Source organism: Marinobacter sp. DSM 26671 (genome assembly GCF_900112835.1).
GTDB lineage: Bacteria > Pseudomonadota > Gammaproteobacteria > Pseudomonadales > Oleiphilaceae > Marinobacter > Marinobacter flavimaris.
On the sequence record NZ_FONF01000008.1, the window covers coordinates 52,686 to 67,738 of the forward strand.

Below are 15,053 nucleotides of genomic sequence, written 5' to 3' on the forward strand. Positions count from 1 at the left end.
CCGATCCTGGGTCTCGAAAACGGCTTAAAGGTGTATTGGTTGTCTATGCATACGGCATTGGTGTACGTCAGATCAATTCTTTTTCTCGTGTTTGCCGTGCTGGCGCTGCCGGCAGTGGCCAGTCAAAACACGCTGCTCATCGTAGGTGACAGCCTCAGTGCGGCCTATGGAGTGCCCTCCGAAACTGCCTGGGTGCAGTTGCTGAGAAACCGGCTCGAGAGCAAAGGGTTGAGCGACTGGGAAGTGGTCAATGCCAGCATCAGCGGAGAAACCACGGATGGCGGTGCCCGCCGGCTGCCTGATCTCCTTGAGGAGAACGAGCCCGACGTCGTGGTCATTGAATTGGGTGGCAATGATGGCCTTCGCGGCTTTCCCCCCAACGTAATCGAATCCAATCTCGCCTCCATGATCGAAAAGGTGCAGACCTCGGGTGCTCGCGCCGTACTGGTGGGCATGCAGATACCGCCCAACTACGGACAGCGCTACACAGAGATGTTTGCCGAAATCTATCCGAAGCTGTCTGACCGATACGACACCGCGTTGGTTCCCTTTTTCCTCGACGGCATCTACAACCAGGCCGGGTTGATGCAGGACGACGGGATTCACCCGACCGAGGAAGCCCAGGGCAAACTGCTGGAGAATGTCTGGCCGGTGCTCAAACCGATCCTGCAATAAAGAGGGTTCAGGTCAATCCCTGGAGGAATGCCAGCGCACGGCGCTCTGACCAATAAAAGCCATCTTTCGAATGCTCGACAAACCCGACGTGGCCGCCCCAACGAGGAGCTTCGAGGCGCATATGAGCGCCCAGCTCCCGCCGGGATTCCGGGAAACAGCGCGCCGAGAGAAACGGATCGTCGGCGGCGTTTACCATCAGCGCCGGCACGCGGATATCTCGCATGCGCCCCAATGCTGAACACTGGGCCCAGTAATCCCGGGCATTGCGGAAACCGTGCAGAGGCGCGGTGTAGCGGTCATCAAACTCATGAAAGCTGCGAATGGCATCAAACCCCGAAATATCAATCAGGTCCGGAAACCTCTCCGCCTTTTCCTCCATTTTTACCTTCAGATCCCGGAGAAAGCGCTGCATGTAGATCTTTCGGCTGGGCAACGCCAGCATATCTGCGCTGCCGGCCAGGTCGCAGGGAACCGAATAGGCAACGGCTCCGCAGATCCGGCTATCAACACGCTCGCCCTGTTCGCCCAGATAAAGCAGCGTCAGATTGCCCCCCATGCTGAACCCGGAAAGAAACAGGGTGTCGTAAGCACCTGACAAACCGTGGTTGACCACCAGGCCGAGATCCTCGGTGGCGCCGCTGTGATAGAACCGCGGTTGCCGATTCATAACCCCGCCACAAGAGCGGAAGTTCCAGTCAAGAACATCCCAGCCTTCCCGAAGCAGGGCGCGAGTTAAACCGAGCACGTAGGGCCGCCTGCTGTGACCTTCCAGACCGTGAGACACGATGGCCAGGCGATCGCTACCCTGCCGGTACCAGTCCAGGTGCAGTTCGTCGTCATCCAGTGTGGCGATCACTTCCGGCTCCGGTTCTACCATCGGGACTTTGCGAAACAGTGTGGGCCAGACAGACTGAACGTGGCCATTGCGCAACCACGGCGGGGGCCGGTAGTGAAGAGTCCTGCTTTCGTACAATTTTTAGCCTTTCATATCAGGGGGTTGACCCCGTAAACCAAAGCGCTTAATATGCGCGCCACTTGATGCTGTTCCCCGATAGCTCAGTTGGTAGAGCAACGGACTGTTAATCCGTTTGTCGCTGGTTCGAGCCCAGCTCGGGGAGCCACTTATTCCGAAATGCCGCTGATTCTTCTGAACCAGCGGCATTTTTCGTTTACGGCCTCAGAAAATCTGCTCGCGCTGCATGAATTCGGTCAGCACGCGGAACAACGTGAACCCATCCTCGGTGCCAATCAGCTCCCGAATGGAATGCATACCGAACTGGGGCACGCCAATATCCAGCGTGGTTACACCCAGGTTCCCCGCCGTCAGGGGCCCAATGGTGCTGCCACAGCCCATATCGCTCCGAACCACAAAGGTCTGGTGAGGCAACCCCAGCTCGTCACTGATGTGCCGGTAAACTGCTGCCGATCGACTGTTGGTGGCGTACCGCTGGTTATGGTTGACCTTGATCACCGGCCCCTGATTGAGAATCGGGCCATGATTCTCATCATGTTTATCCATGTAATTCGGATGAATGCCATGGGCATTGTCCGCCGACACCATCATTGAGTTGGCAATAGCACGAGCCTTGCCAGCGCCGACCCAGCGGTCCAGAACCGCTGTCAGGAACGGCCCTTGTGCACCTTCGGCAGACATACTGCCAACTTCCTCGTGATCGTTGCAGACCAGCAACGCGGCTTCGTCCCCGGAGGTTTTCAGCAGCGACTGGAGGCCAATGTAACAACTCAGAAGGTTGTCCAGGCGAGCCGAGGCGATGAAATCATCACGCAATCCGACAAACGAGGCTTCACGGGCATCGTAGAAACTGAGCTCGTAACCCAGGACCTTGCGGACAGTGAGCCCGGTCTCGGACTTGACCTGCTGGGACAGTAGATCCACGAAGCTGGTGGTATCGCTTTCAGGAACCTGCATCAGAACCGGTGGCAGATCGGTCTGTGGGTTAACCGTGCGATTGCTGTTGGCTTCTCGATCAAGATGGATTGCCAGGCTCGGAATGAATGCCACAGGCTTACGGAAATCCACCAGGGTGTCCCGTACCTTGCCGTCTTCATCCAGCACCGTCACCCGACCGGCCAGGGAAAGATCCCGGTCAAACCAGGGATTCAGCAACACACCACCGTAAACTTCGACACCCAACTGAAAGAAGCCCTTGCGGCGGAGCTCAGGGTTCGGCTTGACCTTCAGGCAGGGGCTGTCGGTATGAGCACCCACCATGCGGATTCCCGAGGTGGTGACATCTTTGCTGCCAGTTCGGAAGGCGACAATTGAGGAGCCGTTGCGGACAACGTAATAGCCCTGGTTGCTCACCAGCGACCAGTCTTCCCGCTCATCCAGCTCCTGAAACCCGGCCGCACTCAGCCGTTGTTTCATGGTGTCGACCGCATGCCAGGGTGTGGGGGAAGTGTTCAGAAACTTCAATAAATCTTTGTTAAATTCAGCGTGTTCCATGATGTCCCTGATTAAAAGATAATTGCGCCAACAGTATGGCATGAAGCCGTAAAGCCTCATACTGCGTCAACGGACATTCCCTATAACCGGGTCACAAATCAACCATCACCGGGAGCCCAACGTGCCAGCACCGAGATTTCTCGACATTGAATACTGCCAGACCGACGATGCGCTTTTTCCCACCGCCATGGCCTGGTCGCTGGAAGACGGCCGAATGAAAACCGTGGTTATCGCTCCTTCCGACGACTGGCTCCCGGAAGACGGTGACCTGGGCGATGTCGACCTTCTCTACCTTGAAGAACAGGGCGTGCCCCTGATCGAGCTTGCCCGGGAACTGCACCAGGATCTGCCCGACCAGACCGTCTTCGTGGACGGCCTCGATCCGGACGAGATTCTGGTAGACCTCATTTTCACGGCCGTGGCACAGGAGGCCCCGTTCGAAATCGCACCCATCAGTGAGCTGATCACCGGCCTGGACAGCGAAACCCTGGAAGACCGCCGCCGCCAGCTCCTGTTCGAGGAAAGCCTGGAACCCCAGTTGCCTGAAAATGGCGTCTACGCACTGCTGCTGATGGCGCGGGAAGAAGGCCTGTTCGACGAGGATTGAGAAACAGCAGGAATTGACAGGGGGAAGTGTGACACGGGTCGACGTAACAAACGGTTACACGAGGCAGAATCAGCCCGTATTCGCCCATGTCAGGAAGCCCGATAACAATGAACAAGGTTGTGCGAACGCCCCTCATCTGTCCGCTTGTCCCTGCCCTGCTCCTCGCATCCCAGGCCGCCCTGGCCCAGGAAACGCCAAGGGCCGACAAACACTACATCGGGCTGCTGGCAACCACCTACAACCACCGCACCATCGGTGCAAACACCAAGGAAACCGCCTGGGGCACAGGCGGAACACTGGTGGTGGGTGGCCACATAACCGATCTGTTTCACGCCGAGCTGCGGGCCGGTGGCGGCTTCAAAGACGCCGAGGTACCAGACAGTGACCTGACGCTGAGCGTTGACTACTACGCCAGCTGGTACATGGGCCTGCACTACCCGATCACCGACTATGCAAACCTCTACGGCCAGTTCGGCTTTTCCTATATCCACGGCGAAGGCGAGATCAGCGATCCCGCAAATGATCGCAACAACCCCTACCTGGATCTCGAAGGCGAGTTCCCGGACAGCGGCTTTTCCATCAGCTGGATTGCAGGGCTTGATTTCGAAGTGATGAACGATACGTTTCTGGTCTTCGAAGGCGGAAAGCTTTTCGAAGACACGGGAACGGATGTGAACACCTTCCAGTTTTCCGGCGGACTGCGCTACGAGTTCTGAATGGCCGGCCGGATCTCGTGTTGCTGATCCGACCCGCTATCAGATCGCCATTAAGCCTTGTGGCGAATATGCCAGCACCGGTGAATCCGGGCGTTGCGTTGAAAATCCTTGTCCAGGGTATCCCGCGTCACTTCAGCAACCTCGAACTCGCTTTCCAGTGTCTCGTCCAGCTTGAAGCGTCGGAAATTGTTGGAAAAGATCAACAACCCGTCGGAACTCAACCTTGCCATGGCCTGCCTGACCAGCGTGGGATGATCCTTCTGGATATCCAGAACGCCGGCCATACGGGCAGAGTTGGAAAAGGTCGGCGGATCCATGAAGATCAGGTCAAACCGTTGGTCCGCCGTTTTCCGGTCTGCCAGCCAGGCCAGGCAGTCTGCCTGCTCTACCCGATGCTTATTGGGGTCGGCTCCGTTCAGCGCAAGGTTCTCCTCGGCCCAGCCGACATACGTCTTTGACATATCCAGACTGAGCGAGCGGCTGGCGCCTCCAACAACAGCATGAACAGTGGCCGCGCCGGTATAACAGAACAGGTTCAGGAATCGCTGGTTTGCCGAGTGCTGCTGAATCCAGTGCCGCACCGGCCGATGATCCAGAAACAGACCCGTGTCCAGATAATCCTTGAGGTTCACCTTCAACACGCAGCCGTGTTCATGAACCCTGAAAAACTCGCCACTGACTGCCTGCTTCTCATACTGATTGGTGCCGGTTTGCCGCTGGCGCTGCTTGCACACCATATCCTCTGGCTCCACTCCCAGTGCTTCCGGAATGACTGCAAGGGCCTCCGCCAGGCGTTCTCGAGCAGCACGCTCATCCACCGATTTCGGGGCCGCATACTCCTGTACGTGCACCCGCCCCTCATAGATATCGATCGCCAACGCAAACTCCGGCATGTCGGCATCGTAGAGGCGGTAGCAACCAATGCCCTGCTTTCTTGCCCACTGCCCAATGGTCTTCAAGTTCTTCTTGAGGCGATTGCGCAACATGGCCGCGCGTTCCTCATTGGCAATCCGAGGGTTGACCTCACCGGGAATATCCGGGGTCCTCGGTGTCATGGCGCTCACTTCATTAATCTCGAACAGCAGCAACTGGGCGGGCAGCTTGCCGTTGAAAAGCCGGTATTGCTTGTAACTTCTCAATCCGATGGACTTGCCGAATTCCGGGGCTCCGGTAAATACACCGAGGCGCCAGCCTGGAACGCAGCGTTTAACCGCGTCGCCCAGTGCCTGGTACAAGCCGCCCAACTCCCTGCGCTCACTTAACCGCTCACCGTACGGGGGATTGGTAAGGACCAGCCCCTGATCAGACCAGTCGCCTTCCAGTTCCAGGGCATCGACTGCACGAGCCTCAACGTGCACAACATTCTCCAGACCTGCCCTCTGGATGTTTTTCCAAGCGGTCCCGATGACCCGGCTATCCTGGTCAAAGCCCGCCATTCTCGGGATCCGCCCTTGCTTGCCCTCGTGGGCGCGACGCTCCGCCTCCTGGCGCAGCGATAACCAGAGCTCCGGCTGATGGCCCGGCCACTTCTCGAAACCGAACCGTTCCTGCTTGCGGCCGGGCGCCATATCCAGCGCCATCATGGCAGCTTCAACCACGAGGGTGCCTGAACCGCACATCGGGTCCACGAAATCGCCGCCGGCGGCGGCAATCTCCGGCCAGCCCGCTCGCATCAGCAATGCCGCGGCCAGGTTTTCCTTCAGGGGTGCCATGCCCTGATCCTTACGATAGCCCCGCATGTGCAGGCTGTGACCGCTCAGATCAATGCCCAGGGACAAGCGGCCACGATTGAGTCGCGCGGAGACAATGACATCCGGATTCTTGGCATCCACTGAAGGCCGCGGTCCGCCATTGGCCTGAAACCGGTCCACAATGCCGTCCTTGACCCTTTGAGCGCCATATTGCGTATTGCGGATGGCCTCGTTCTGACCGAGGAACGTAACGCGGAAACTGCCATGCACAGGAATGTGCTGCTGCCAGTCCATGTGAACAACGCCATCATAGAGCTGATCGCCGCTGTTGGCGTCCACTTCATCAATGTGAAGGATCACCCGGTTGGCGAGACGCGACCATAGACAGGCGCGATAACCACCCTCCAGAGAACCCTCCACCCAGACCCCGGCCGGGGCATTGCGTACGGTATCCAGACCAAAGGTGCTGAGCTCGTCCGCCAGTAGGTATTCCACCCCCTTCGGGCAGGTTACGAAAAATACAGATTTGGACAAGTTCAACTCCTGGTTCCTGGACGGCTTGAGGTAAGTTTCCGAAATAATGGCTATTCCGAAAATCGCAGCAAAATTTTTAGTTCATATAACTATAAAAAAAGCGTCACATAGATGAAATAATTAGTGTACATCCGCTAAAGGTTCGATTTACCTTGTAAGTGACGCGTCGTTCCGGAAGGGTGCAAACCTTCCGTTAACAGGATCCTGACTGCTCTGGCTTGAGCTGACAATAGTGGGTTATCCCGGAGCGGATAACACTGGTCGCAGCCACTGCAGATGTGTACACGCTTGTTCTGTTAATCCATCAGTGAGGAACGGCATGAAAAGACAGAAAAGAGACATGTACGCTCGTGCATTCAAGCGGGGTTATCTCGCTGGCGTGTCCGGAAAATCCAAAGACAGCTGCCCGATTGAACAGGCGGAAGTTCGCCAGGAATGGCTGAACGGGTGGCGAGAAGGCCGCACAGATCAATGGGAGGGCATGACCGGCGTATCCGGCATCCATAAACTGGCTAACGTTACGACAGCGTGACGCCTCAACTAACCCCGATTCTTAATCTGATCTTTTTACACACAATTTGACGCAGTACTCAGAGCAACCCAAACGGGGCCTCCCGCCCCGTACCATGCGATGAAGCGCCACGGGGTTCATTCCCCGCTCGGGCCCGCTAAGCGGGCCCACCTTCGTTATGGGGCGCGGTAAATCACTTGACCTGCCGGATCGCCTCAACAGCCTCTTTAATAAGTTCAGGCCCCCGGTAAATAAAACCGGTGTAGATCTGGACCAGCTTGGCACCGGCCCGGACTTTCTCGGCTGCACTTTCACCGTCCATAATGCCGCCGACACCAATAATCGGTAGTGATTCCCCCAGTTCCGCGTAAAGCCCCCGGATAACCCTGAGAGAAGCCTCCCGCACCGGTGCACCGCTGAGGCCACCAGCCTCATCGGCATGGGTATGACCTGCCACGGCATCCCGACTGATCGTTGTATTGGTGGCAATCACGCCATCAAGGCCCGTCTCACGCAGGGCGGATGCCACGAACCGGATACCGTCATCGTCCATGTCCGGGGCGATCTTCACAGCCACAGGCACGTACCGGCCATGCTCCTTCTCACACTGGAGCTGTTCGTCCTTGATGGCCTCCAGGAGGCCTTTCAGAGAGTCTCCAAACTGCAAATCCCGAAGACCGGGCGTGTTGGGCGAGGACACATTCACCGTAATGTAATCGGCCCGACTGTAAACCGCCGATATCCCCTTCCGGTAATCGGATTCGGACTGGTCGTTGGGCGTGTCCTTGTTCTTGCCAACATTGATTCCAAGCACGCCCTTGTAGCGGCGCTGATCCACACGGGCCAGCAAGTGGTCCAGCCCCTCGTTGTTGAAACCCATCCGGTTAATGATGGCCTGATGCTCCGGCAGCCGAAACATCCGTGGTTTGGGGTTGCCGGGCTGCGCCAGAGGCGTCACGGTACCGACTTCAATAAAACCGAAGCCCAGGGCGCCAAGCGCATCGAGGTGATCGGCGTTCTTATCCAGACCTGCGGCAAGCCCGACGGGGTTCGGAAAATCCAGCCCCATAACATTCACTGGCAATGAATCTATCTTTGGTGAAAAAGCGCTCAAAACGCCTAATCGGTGCGCAAGATCGAGACCATTCAATGCAACATTGTGAGCTTGCTCCGCTGGAAGGCGGAAAAGCAGATTGCGGATAGCGCCGTACATCTGAAAAAACTCCCCTGATCCAAGTGGGCGGAGTATACCGGAAGTTTTCCACAGCATCCCGGGATAGAACCAAATCAGCTGTAAATGACTGTATCAGGGCACTCTCATGACCTTTTCCACGGAATCTGTGGATAAACCTGTTGAAAATCGCGGGGCAACGGTTGCCATCCCTTGATAACTGCGCCAATCTACAAATTGATCATTTTTTGACCAGTTATTTTTATGTTTATTTTCAATGACTTATATATTTTTCTCATGGCTGTCGACAAATACTAAACAAAATGTTACCCAGTCATCGTTCTGCAATGATGTGCATAAATCACTTGAAATCCCCTCTTCTAGCCACCCCTGCCAAAGCCCGTGAGAATAACGTTATACTGGCACCTGTCTTCTGATCTGGAGTGCATCAATGCAAGAGCCGATTTCCCCCGCCCAACAGCACCGGGAAAACCTCGCGGGCGAAATGAAGGCGGCCTCGCGCGTGACCATTATCGGAATGATTCTCGATGCCGTACTCGGGGTCATAAAAGTCATTGGTGGTGCTCTTTTTAACTCCCAGGCCCTGCTGGTGGATGGCATTCACTCCTTTACGGATGTTGCCTCTGATCTGGTTGTTCTTGGCGTCATGAAGGTATCCCGCCAGGAGCCGGATGACGACCATCCTTACGGCCATCAGCGAATCGAAACCTTCGGCACTCTGGTTCTGGGCAGCATCCTGATTGCCGTTGGCGCCGCCCTGGCCTGGGAAAACACCCTACGTCTGATAGAGGGTGGCGTGGATACTGTGCCTGGCTGGCCGGTTCTGGTGGCAGCTGCAGCGTCTGTTGCGGGCAAGGAATGGATTTTCCGATACACACGCCACGTCGGCCTGAAGATCCGCTCGGATCTGATTATCGCCAACGCCTGGCACAGCCGAACTGATGCGTTCTCCTCAGTCGTGGTTCTGGTGTCCACGGCCGGCGCCATGCTCGGCATGGTCTGGCTTGATGTGTTCGCGGCGGTGGTGATCGCAGGCATCATTATCCACATTGGCTGGAAGTTTACCTGGGACAGCGTCAAGGAACTCGTGGATACCGGCCTCTCCCAGGAGGACACGGAGATGCTCAAGAGTATCGCCCGGGACACAGACGGAGTGCGCAACGTGCATGAGCTTCGCAGCCGTCGTATGGGGCACGACATTCTGCTGGATATTCACCTGGTGGTTCGTCCGGAAATCAGCGTATCGGAAGGGCATCAGATCGGCATGCAGGTTGTCTCGGGAATGCGGGATGCCCTGGACAACATCCGGGACATCAACTTCCACATCGACGCCGAAAACGACGAAGATCAGCCGCTGACCTCCGAGCGCCTGCCCTCCCGTGAAGACATCCGGGCCATCCTGGCCCGACACCTGGGAGAGTTGCCGCAACACAGCCGGCTCCGGCTGCACTATCTGAAAAACAAGGTGCATCTGGAGCTGTTCCTGGACAGCCCCGAGGGTGAAACCGTCTTCTCATCCTCAAACATCAGGGAAGAGCTCGGTGATTACCCCTGGTTCGGGAGTGTCCGGGTATGGGTGGCCGGCCCCTGAAAGCCGCCGGCCATATAACCTAGCGACGCCTGTTCTCTTCCATCCTTGAAAGAAATTCCTGCATGATCAGGGTGTAGAGCTCGCCCCCCAGGAAGCGGTCTTCCACGCCCGCATCAATGCTCGGGTTGTCGTTGACTTCGATGACGGCAACCCGGTTGCCTGACTGTTTGATATCCACACCGTACAGCCCGTTGCCGATCAGTCTGGTGGCATTCAGGGCCGCCTGAATGACATTCCTTGGCACCTCATACGTGGGCATGGTCTCAAAGCCACCGCTCTCACTCTCGGATTCGCTGTGCTGATAGATCTGCCAGTGGCCTTTCACCATCATGTACTTGCAGGCGTAGATGGCCCGCCCACCGAGCACACCAATACGCCAGTCGTAATCGGTGTAAAGGTATTCCTGAGCCAGCACCAGGGCGGACTGCTTGAACAGGTCTCTCAGCCCGGCACGGAGGGTCTTCTCGTCTTCGGCCTTGGTTACGCCTCGGGAAAACGCACCATCCGGGATCTTGATAACTACCGGAAAACCCAGCTCACTGATGACCTGCTCGACAGCGTTCTTCTGATCTTTCGACAGGATGAGTGTCTTGGGCGTGGGAACCTTGTTGTTCTTCAGGAGATCTGCAAGGAACACCTTGTTGGTGCACTTGAGGATCGACACCGGATCATCAATGACCACCATGCCCTCAGCGGCCGCCTTGCGGGCAAACCGGTAGGTGTGATGATCAATGGCAGTGGTCTCACGAATGAACAACCCATCGTATTCCGGCAGGCGCATATAATCCCGCCGGGTAATCTGCTCAACGTTGATACCCAGCTTGCGACCGGCTTTCTCGAAACGCTTCAGGGCAACCTTGTCACTCGGCGGCATCTCCTCATCGGGATTGACCAGCACCGCCAGATCATAGCGGTAACGGCGTCGGGTCCGTGGCTTACGCCAGACCATGCTGCTGAAACGATCCAGGGCCGCCGCGAACACGTCCTGCTCCTGCTCACCCAGATCCGCCGGAGCCGCCGGCTTCATGGACTCGATTTGCCACTGCTTGCGGCGCTTGAAAACAATTTCAAGAATCGGACAAGGGAACCGCTCGAACAGCGCCCGGGCGACCGGCTTCAGATCCGGGTGCTCGGCCTGGCCAAAGTAGGTCCGGACCCGCACTTCGTGGGTGGCCGCGCGCTCATCGCTGGCAGGGTCAATTGCCGAACCCGCTGCTTCCAGCCAGTTAATGACGCTTTCATCAAGCTCTTCCAGCTCAAGTGAAAACAGTCCTTTGCGGCCGAGATCATTGAGCGTCATCACCGAGGGTACGACATGGTGACCACGGGCTTCCGCCAGGAGTGAACAATAATACCCCTTGCTCAGGTAACGGGCGCTCTGACACAGGTTGATGACCCTCACCCGACTGGCGGGCGGAGCTGAGAACTGGAGGTACTGGTCAAACGTCAGCACGTCCTCACTGGGGTAATAAGGCGCCCAGTCTTTGGCGCGGTCCACTACGATAAGCAATCGGGACATTGAAGGCATTCCTCCCTGAAAGGTCTTGCCTGTGGTAATTGTGGCCACAATACGCCGGTCACAATCGCTGCACAATCGGCGCATAATGCGTGCTTTTACGCATCCTTGTGGTCTTTGCGTTACCCTGACTCTCACACATAATAGCGGAGTACGGGAAGCCCAACAGCATGCCCTCCTCGCGTTTTTCAAGGCCGTCTCTCAATGCCTGATTTCCAGCTCCGACAAGCCTCCAGCAAGGATCTCGACGCCCTGGTCTTGCTCGAAAACCGGTGCTTCGCCGAAGACCGGCTTTCCAGGCGTAGCTTCCGCCGCTTTCTGGAGATGCCCAGAGACCGCTTGATTGTGGCCGAGGCCGATGGCGAGCTGGTGGGCTACTGCCTGATTCTGATGAGCGCTGCCACCCGGCTCGCCCGAATCTACTCCATTGCGGTGTCTCCGGCTGTGCGTGGCCAGGGCGTGGGCGAAAAACTGGTACGGGAAGCAGAATCTGAGGCGGTGGACGCTGGCCGTATCATCATGCGCCTGGAAGTCCGCGAGGATAACAGAGGCGCCATCAACCTCTACAAGCGCCTGGGCTATCGCCAGTTCGGCACCTACCGGGACTATTACGAAGACCACGGAGACGCCCTTCGCTTCGAGCGACGGATTCTGTTCTACGAGCCTTCAAGAGAATTTCCGGCCGTTCCCTACTATCCGCAGACCACGGATTTCTCCTGCGGGCCGGCGGCGCTGATCATGGCGATGGCCGCTCTGGATGAACAGCAACCACTCACAACCCTGGAAGAACTCAGGCTTTGGCGGGAAGCGACCACCATATTTATGCTCGCCGGCCACGGCGGCTGCGGCCCACATGGACTGGCGCTCGCAGCGTGGAATCGGGGTTTTGAAGCCAGCGCCTGGATCAGCATGGAAGGAGCCCTTTTCAAGGACACCGTCAGAAGCGAGGACAAGAAGCGGGTACTGGAGCTGGTACACGAGGGCTTTTTACACGACATCGGCAAGACAGGCATTCAGCTACACCATGACCCGCTGACCCTTGAAGCGATGGAAGAAGCCCTTCACGAAGGCAGAATTCCGGTCATCCTGATCAGCACCTGGCAACTGAATCGCAGCCGCGTTCCCCATTGGGTCACCGTCTGCGCGATTGACGACCAGTTCGTGTACCTGCACGACCCGGAAATTGATACAGAACTCGGCGAAACCGTGGCCGACAAGCAGTACCTGCCAGTCGACCGCCGGGTGTTCAGCCAGATTTCACGGTACGGCAGGAACCAGCCATTGCAGGCTGCGATCATCGTAGGGCCCAAGCGACCGGCCTGATCAGCCGGTCCGCAGTGCCGCCTCTTTCAGCTCGGCGATATCATCCCGCAGACGCGCAGCCGTCTCGAAATCCAGTTCGGAAGCGGCCTTGTACATTTCATCCTCAAGCCGGGACACCTCCTTGAGGACCTCCTCCGGCGATCGATTGCCAGCCTTGGCCCGATACTGTTCCGCCTCTTCGGCTGCTTTCTGCCCCGGGCGCTCGGCCTTGCGACGGCCACGGCCGCCGCCTCCGGCACCTTCCATGATGTCGGCAATTTTCTTGTTCAGGCCCTGCGGGGTAATGCCCTGCTCCAGATTGTGAGCTTCCTGCTTGGCCCGGCGACGCTCTGTCTCATCAATAGCCCGCTGCATGGAGCCTGTAATCCGGTCACCGTAGAGAATGGCCTTGCCGTGAACATTCCGCGCCGCACGACCCATGGTCTGGATCAGTGAGCGCTCGGAGCGCAGGAAACCTTCCTTATCTGCATCCAGGATGGCCACCAGCGAAACCTCGGGCATGTCCAGACCTTCCCGCAGCAGGTTGATGCCCACCAGCACATCGAATTCCCCCCGCCGGAGGTCCCGGATGATCTCCACCCGCTCGACGGTATCGATGTCCGAGTGCAGATAGCGAACCTTGATGTCGTGTTCCATCAGGAAGTCGGTCAGATCCTCGGCCATACGCTTGGTCAGCGTGGTCACCAGAACCCGTTCCTTTACCTTCACCCGCGTGTGGATTTCCGAAAGCAGATCGTCCACCTGGGTAGACGCGGGACGCACCTCGATTTCCGGGTCCAGCAGGCCGGTGGGGCGCACCACCTGTTCCACCACCTGACCCGCATGCTCGGCCTCGTAAGTGGACGGGGTTGCGGATACGAAGATCATCTGGGGCGCAATTCGCTCCCACTCTTCAAACTTCATGGGTCGGTTATCCAGCGCCGATGGGAGGCGGAAACCGTACTCAACAAGGGTTTCCTTCCGGGACAGGTCGCCCTTGTACATGGCGCCGATCTGGGGAATGGTCACGTGAGATTCATCCACCACCAGCAAGGCATTGGGCGGCAGGTAATCAAACAGTGTCGGCGGTGCCTCACCTGGGCGGCGACCCGAGAGATAGCGCGAGTAGTTCTCGATGCCGTTGCAATAGCCCAGTTCCAGCATCATTTCGATGTCGTACCGGGTGCGCTCTTCCAGGCGTTGTGCTTCCACCAGGCGGTTGTTGTCCCGCAGCTGCTGCAGCCGCTCATCCAGCTCAACCTTGATATGCTCGACCGCATCCAACACCGTCTGCCGGGGCGTCACATAATGCGATTTCGGGTAGATGGTGACCCGTGGCACTCGGCGCAGGACCTCACCGGTCAACGGGTCGAAATAGCTGAGATTCTCAACCTCGTCATCGAAGAGCTCGATGCGGATAGCTTCCTTCTCGGATTCCGCCGGGAATACATCGATCACATCGCCCCGAACCCGATAATTGGCCCGGTGGAACTCGATATCGTTCCTGGTGTACTGAAGTTCGGCCAGGCGCCGGAGGATGTATCGCTGATCGATCTGATCGCCCCGGTCCAGATGCAGCATCATCTTCAGGTAAGACTGGGGGTCACCGAGGCCGTAGATAGACGACACCGTCGCCACAATGATGGCATCCGGTCTTTCCAGCAATGCCTTGGTAGCAGATAGACGCATCTGCTCAATGTGCTCGTTGATAGAAGCGTCTTTCTCGATAAACGTGTCCGACGAGGGCACGTAAGCTTCTGGCTGATAGTAGTCGTAGTAGGAAACGAAATACTCCACCGCATTGTCGGGAAAGAACTCCTTGAACTCACCATAGAGCTGGGCGGCCAGGGTCTTGTTATGGGCCATGATGATGGTGGGCCGCTGGACCTGCTGGATGACATTGGCGATGGTGAAGGTTTTACCGGAGCCGGTTACCCCCAGCAACGTCTGGTGTGCCAGACCGGATTGGATACCATCCACCAGCCCTTCGATTGCCTTGGGCTGATCGCCCGCTGGCTGGAACGGCGAATCAACCTGGAACACACCCTCTCTGGCGGAAACGTTTGCCTGATTACTGGCCATAACTGGCGGAAACCTCCGGTAAAACCGACGCACGGGCGAAACAGCCCCTGCCATTCGAGAAATTTAGCGATACACTGGCTTCATGATACCATCAGTGCGATCGACGGCTGGGCGTAAATCAGCCAGCAGCTCTGGCACCCGGCGGTCGCAGCCCTATCAGACGCAGCTT

Annotated in this window: 12 protein-coding genes and 1 tRNA gene; 7 read left to right on the forward strand and 6 right to left on the reverse strand. The window is 57.4% G+C overall.

The window, feature by feature from the left end; all coding sequences use genetic code 11:
- Window positions 1-45 precede the first annotated feature (45 nt).
- Window positions 46-675 carry an arylesterase gene (locus BM035_RS10760; protein ID WP_008172029.1) on the forward strand — a complete coding sequence of 210 codons (630 nt, stop codon included), beginning with the start codon at window positions 46-48 and terminating at the stop codon, window positions 673-675.
- A 7-nt stretch (window positions 676-682) separates the two neighbouring features.
- On the opposite strand, the gene BM035_RS10765 is transcribed toward BM035_RS10760, so the two are convergent.
- Complete coding sequence (locus BM035_RS10765) at window positions 683-1,531, reverse strand: YheT family hydrolase (protein WP_254775479.1); 849 nt, start codon at window positions 1,529-1,531, stop codon at window positions 683-685.
- A 189-nt stretch (window positions 1,532-1,720) separates the two neighbouring features.
- Between BM035_RS10765 and BM035_RS10770 the strand changes: the two genes are divergently transcribed.
- Window positions 1,721-1,796 (forward strand) — tRNA-Asn (locus BM035_RS10770).
- Between the two features lie 56 nt (window positions 1,797-1,852).
- Here the strand turns inward: BM035_RS10770 and BM035_RS10775 are convergent.
- Entirely contained in the window at window positions 1,853-3,142 is a 1,290-nt protein-coding gene (locus BM035_RS10775; protein WP_092031804.1) for a M18 family aminopeptidase, read from the reverse strand.
- Window positions 3,143-3,263: 121 nt separating this feature from the next.
- Here BM035_RS10775 and BM035_RS10780 point away from each other — a divergent pair, with 121 nt between their 5' ends.
- Both BM035_RS10780 and BM035_RS10785 read left to right on the forward strand, forming a co-directional pair.
- Complete coding sequence (locus BM035_RS10780; protein WP_014576806.1) at window positions 3,264-3,749, forward strand: hypothetical protein; 486 nt, start codon at window positions 3,264-3,266, stop codon at window positions 3,747-3,749.
- A gap of 107 nt (window positions 3,750-3,856) precedes the next feature.
- On the forward strand, window positions 3,857-4,465 hold the full coding sequence (locus tag BM035_RS10785) for an outer membrane beta-barrel protein (RefSeq protein WP_092031807.1): 609 nt from the start codon (window positions 3,857-3,859) through the stop codon (window positions 4,463-4,465).
- 50 nt (window positions 4,466-4,515) lie between these two features.
- Here BM035_RS10785 and rlmKL read toward each other — a convergent pair whose 3' ends face one another.
- A complete protein-coding gene (rlmKL, locus tag BM035_RS10790) occupies window positions 4,516-6,690 on the reverse strand; it encodes a bifunctional 23S rRNA (guanine(2069)-N(7))-methyltransferase RlmK/23S rRNA (guanine(2445)-N(2))-methyltransferase RlmL (RefSeq protein WP_092031809.1) in 2,175 nt (724 codons plus the stop codon).
- Between the two features lie 319 nt (window positions 6,691-7,009).
- Here rlmKL and rmf point away from each other — a divergent pair, with 319 nt between their 5' ends.
- Window positions 7,010-7,222, forward strand: coding sequence for a ribosome modulation factor (rmf, locus tag BM035_RS10795; RefSeq protein ID WP_008172042.1), 213 nt, complete (start codon window positions 7,010-7,012; stop codon window positions 7,220-7,222).
- Between the two features lie 172 nt (window positions 7,223-7,394).
- Here the strand turns inward: rmf and BM035_RS10800 are convergent, their stop codons facing one another.
- A complete protein-coding gene (locus tag BM035_RS10800; protein ID WP_092031812.1) occupies window positions 7,395-8,414 on the reverse strand; it encodes a quinone-dependent dihydroorotate dehydrogenase in 1,020 nt (339 codons plus the stop codon).
- A 409-nt stretch (window positions 8,415-8,823) separates the two neighbouring features.
- Here BM035_RS10800 and BM035_RS10805 point away from each other — a divergent pair, with 409 nt between their 5' ends.
- A complete protein-coding gene (locus BM035_RS10805; RefSeq protein ID WP_008172046.1) occupies window positions 8,824-9,984 on the forward strand; it encodes a cation diffusion facilitator family transporter in 1,161 nt (386 codons plus the stop codon).
- Between the two features lie 19 nt (window positions 9,985-10,003).
- Here the strand turns inward: BM035_RS10805 and BM035_RS10810 are convergent, their stop codons facing one another.
- On the reverse strand, window positions 10,004-11,503 hold the full coding sequence (locus BM035_RS10810; protein ID WP_092031815.1) for a RimK family protein: 1,500 nt from the start codon (window positions 11,501-11,503) through the stop codon (window positions 10,004-10,006).
- A 201-nt stretch (window positions 11,504-11,704) separates the two neighbouring features.
- On the opposite strand from BM035_RS10810, the gene rimI reads away from it, so the two are divergent.
- Window positions 11,705-12,823: a ribosomal protein S18-alanine N-acetyltransferase gene (gene rimI, locus BM035_RS10815; protein WP_053114955.1), complete on the forward strand. Its 1,119-nt coding sequence runs from the start codon at window positions 11,705-11,707 to the stop codon at window positions 12,821-12,823.
- On the opposite strand, the gene uvrB is transcribed toward rimI, so the two are convergent.
- A complete protein-coding gene (gene uvrB, locus BM035_RS10820; RefSeq protein ID WP_092031817.1) occupies window positions 12,824-14,884 on the reverse strand; it encodes an excinuclease ABC subunit UvrB in 2,061 nt (686 codons plus the stop codon). It abuts the gene before it with no gap.
- Window positions 14,885-15,053 lie beyond the last annotated feature (169 nt).

Excerpts from the sequence above, each read along its gene's own strand:
- BM035_RS10760 (WP_008172029.1), top strand. The coding sequence starts at position 46 with ATGCATACGGCATTGGTGTACGTCAGATCAATTCTTTTTCTCGTGTTT.
- BM035_RS10775 (WP_092031804.1), bottom strand. The coding sequence starts at position 3,142 with ATGGAACACGCTGAATTTAACAAAGATTTATTGAAGTTTCTGAACACT.
- BM035_RS10785 (WP_092031807.1), top strand. The coding sequence starts at position 3,857 with ATGAACAAGGTTGTGCGAACGCCCCTCATCTGTCCGCTTGTCCCTGCC.
- rmf (WP_008172042.1), top strand. The coding sequence starts at position 7,010 with ATGAAAAGACAGAAAAGAGACATGTACGCTCGTGCATTCAAGCGGGGT.
- BM035_RS10800 (WP_092031812.1), bottom strand. The coding sequence starts at position 8,414 with ATGTACGGCGCTATCCGCAATCTGCTTTTCCGCCTTCCAGCGGAGCAA.
- BM035_RS10805 (WP_008172046.1), top strand. The coding sequence starts at position 8,824 with ATGCAAGAGCCGATTTCCCCCGCCCAACAGCACCGGGAAAACCTCGCG.
- BM035_RS10810 (WP_092031815.1), bottom strand. The coding sequence starts at position 11,503 with ATGTCCCGATTGCTTATCGTAGTGGACCGCGCCAAAGACTGGGCGCCT.
- rimI (WP_053114955.1), top strand. The coding sequence starts at position 11,705 with ATGCCTGATTTCCAGCTCCGACAAGCCTCCAGCAAGGATCTCGACGCC.
- uvrB (WP_092031817.1), bottom strand. The coding sequence starts at position 14,884 with ATGGCCAGTAATCAGGCAAACGTTTCCGCCAGAGAGGGTGTGTTCCAG.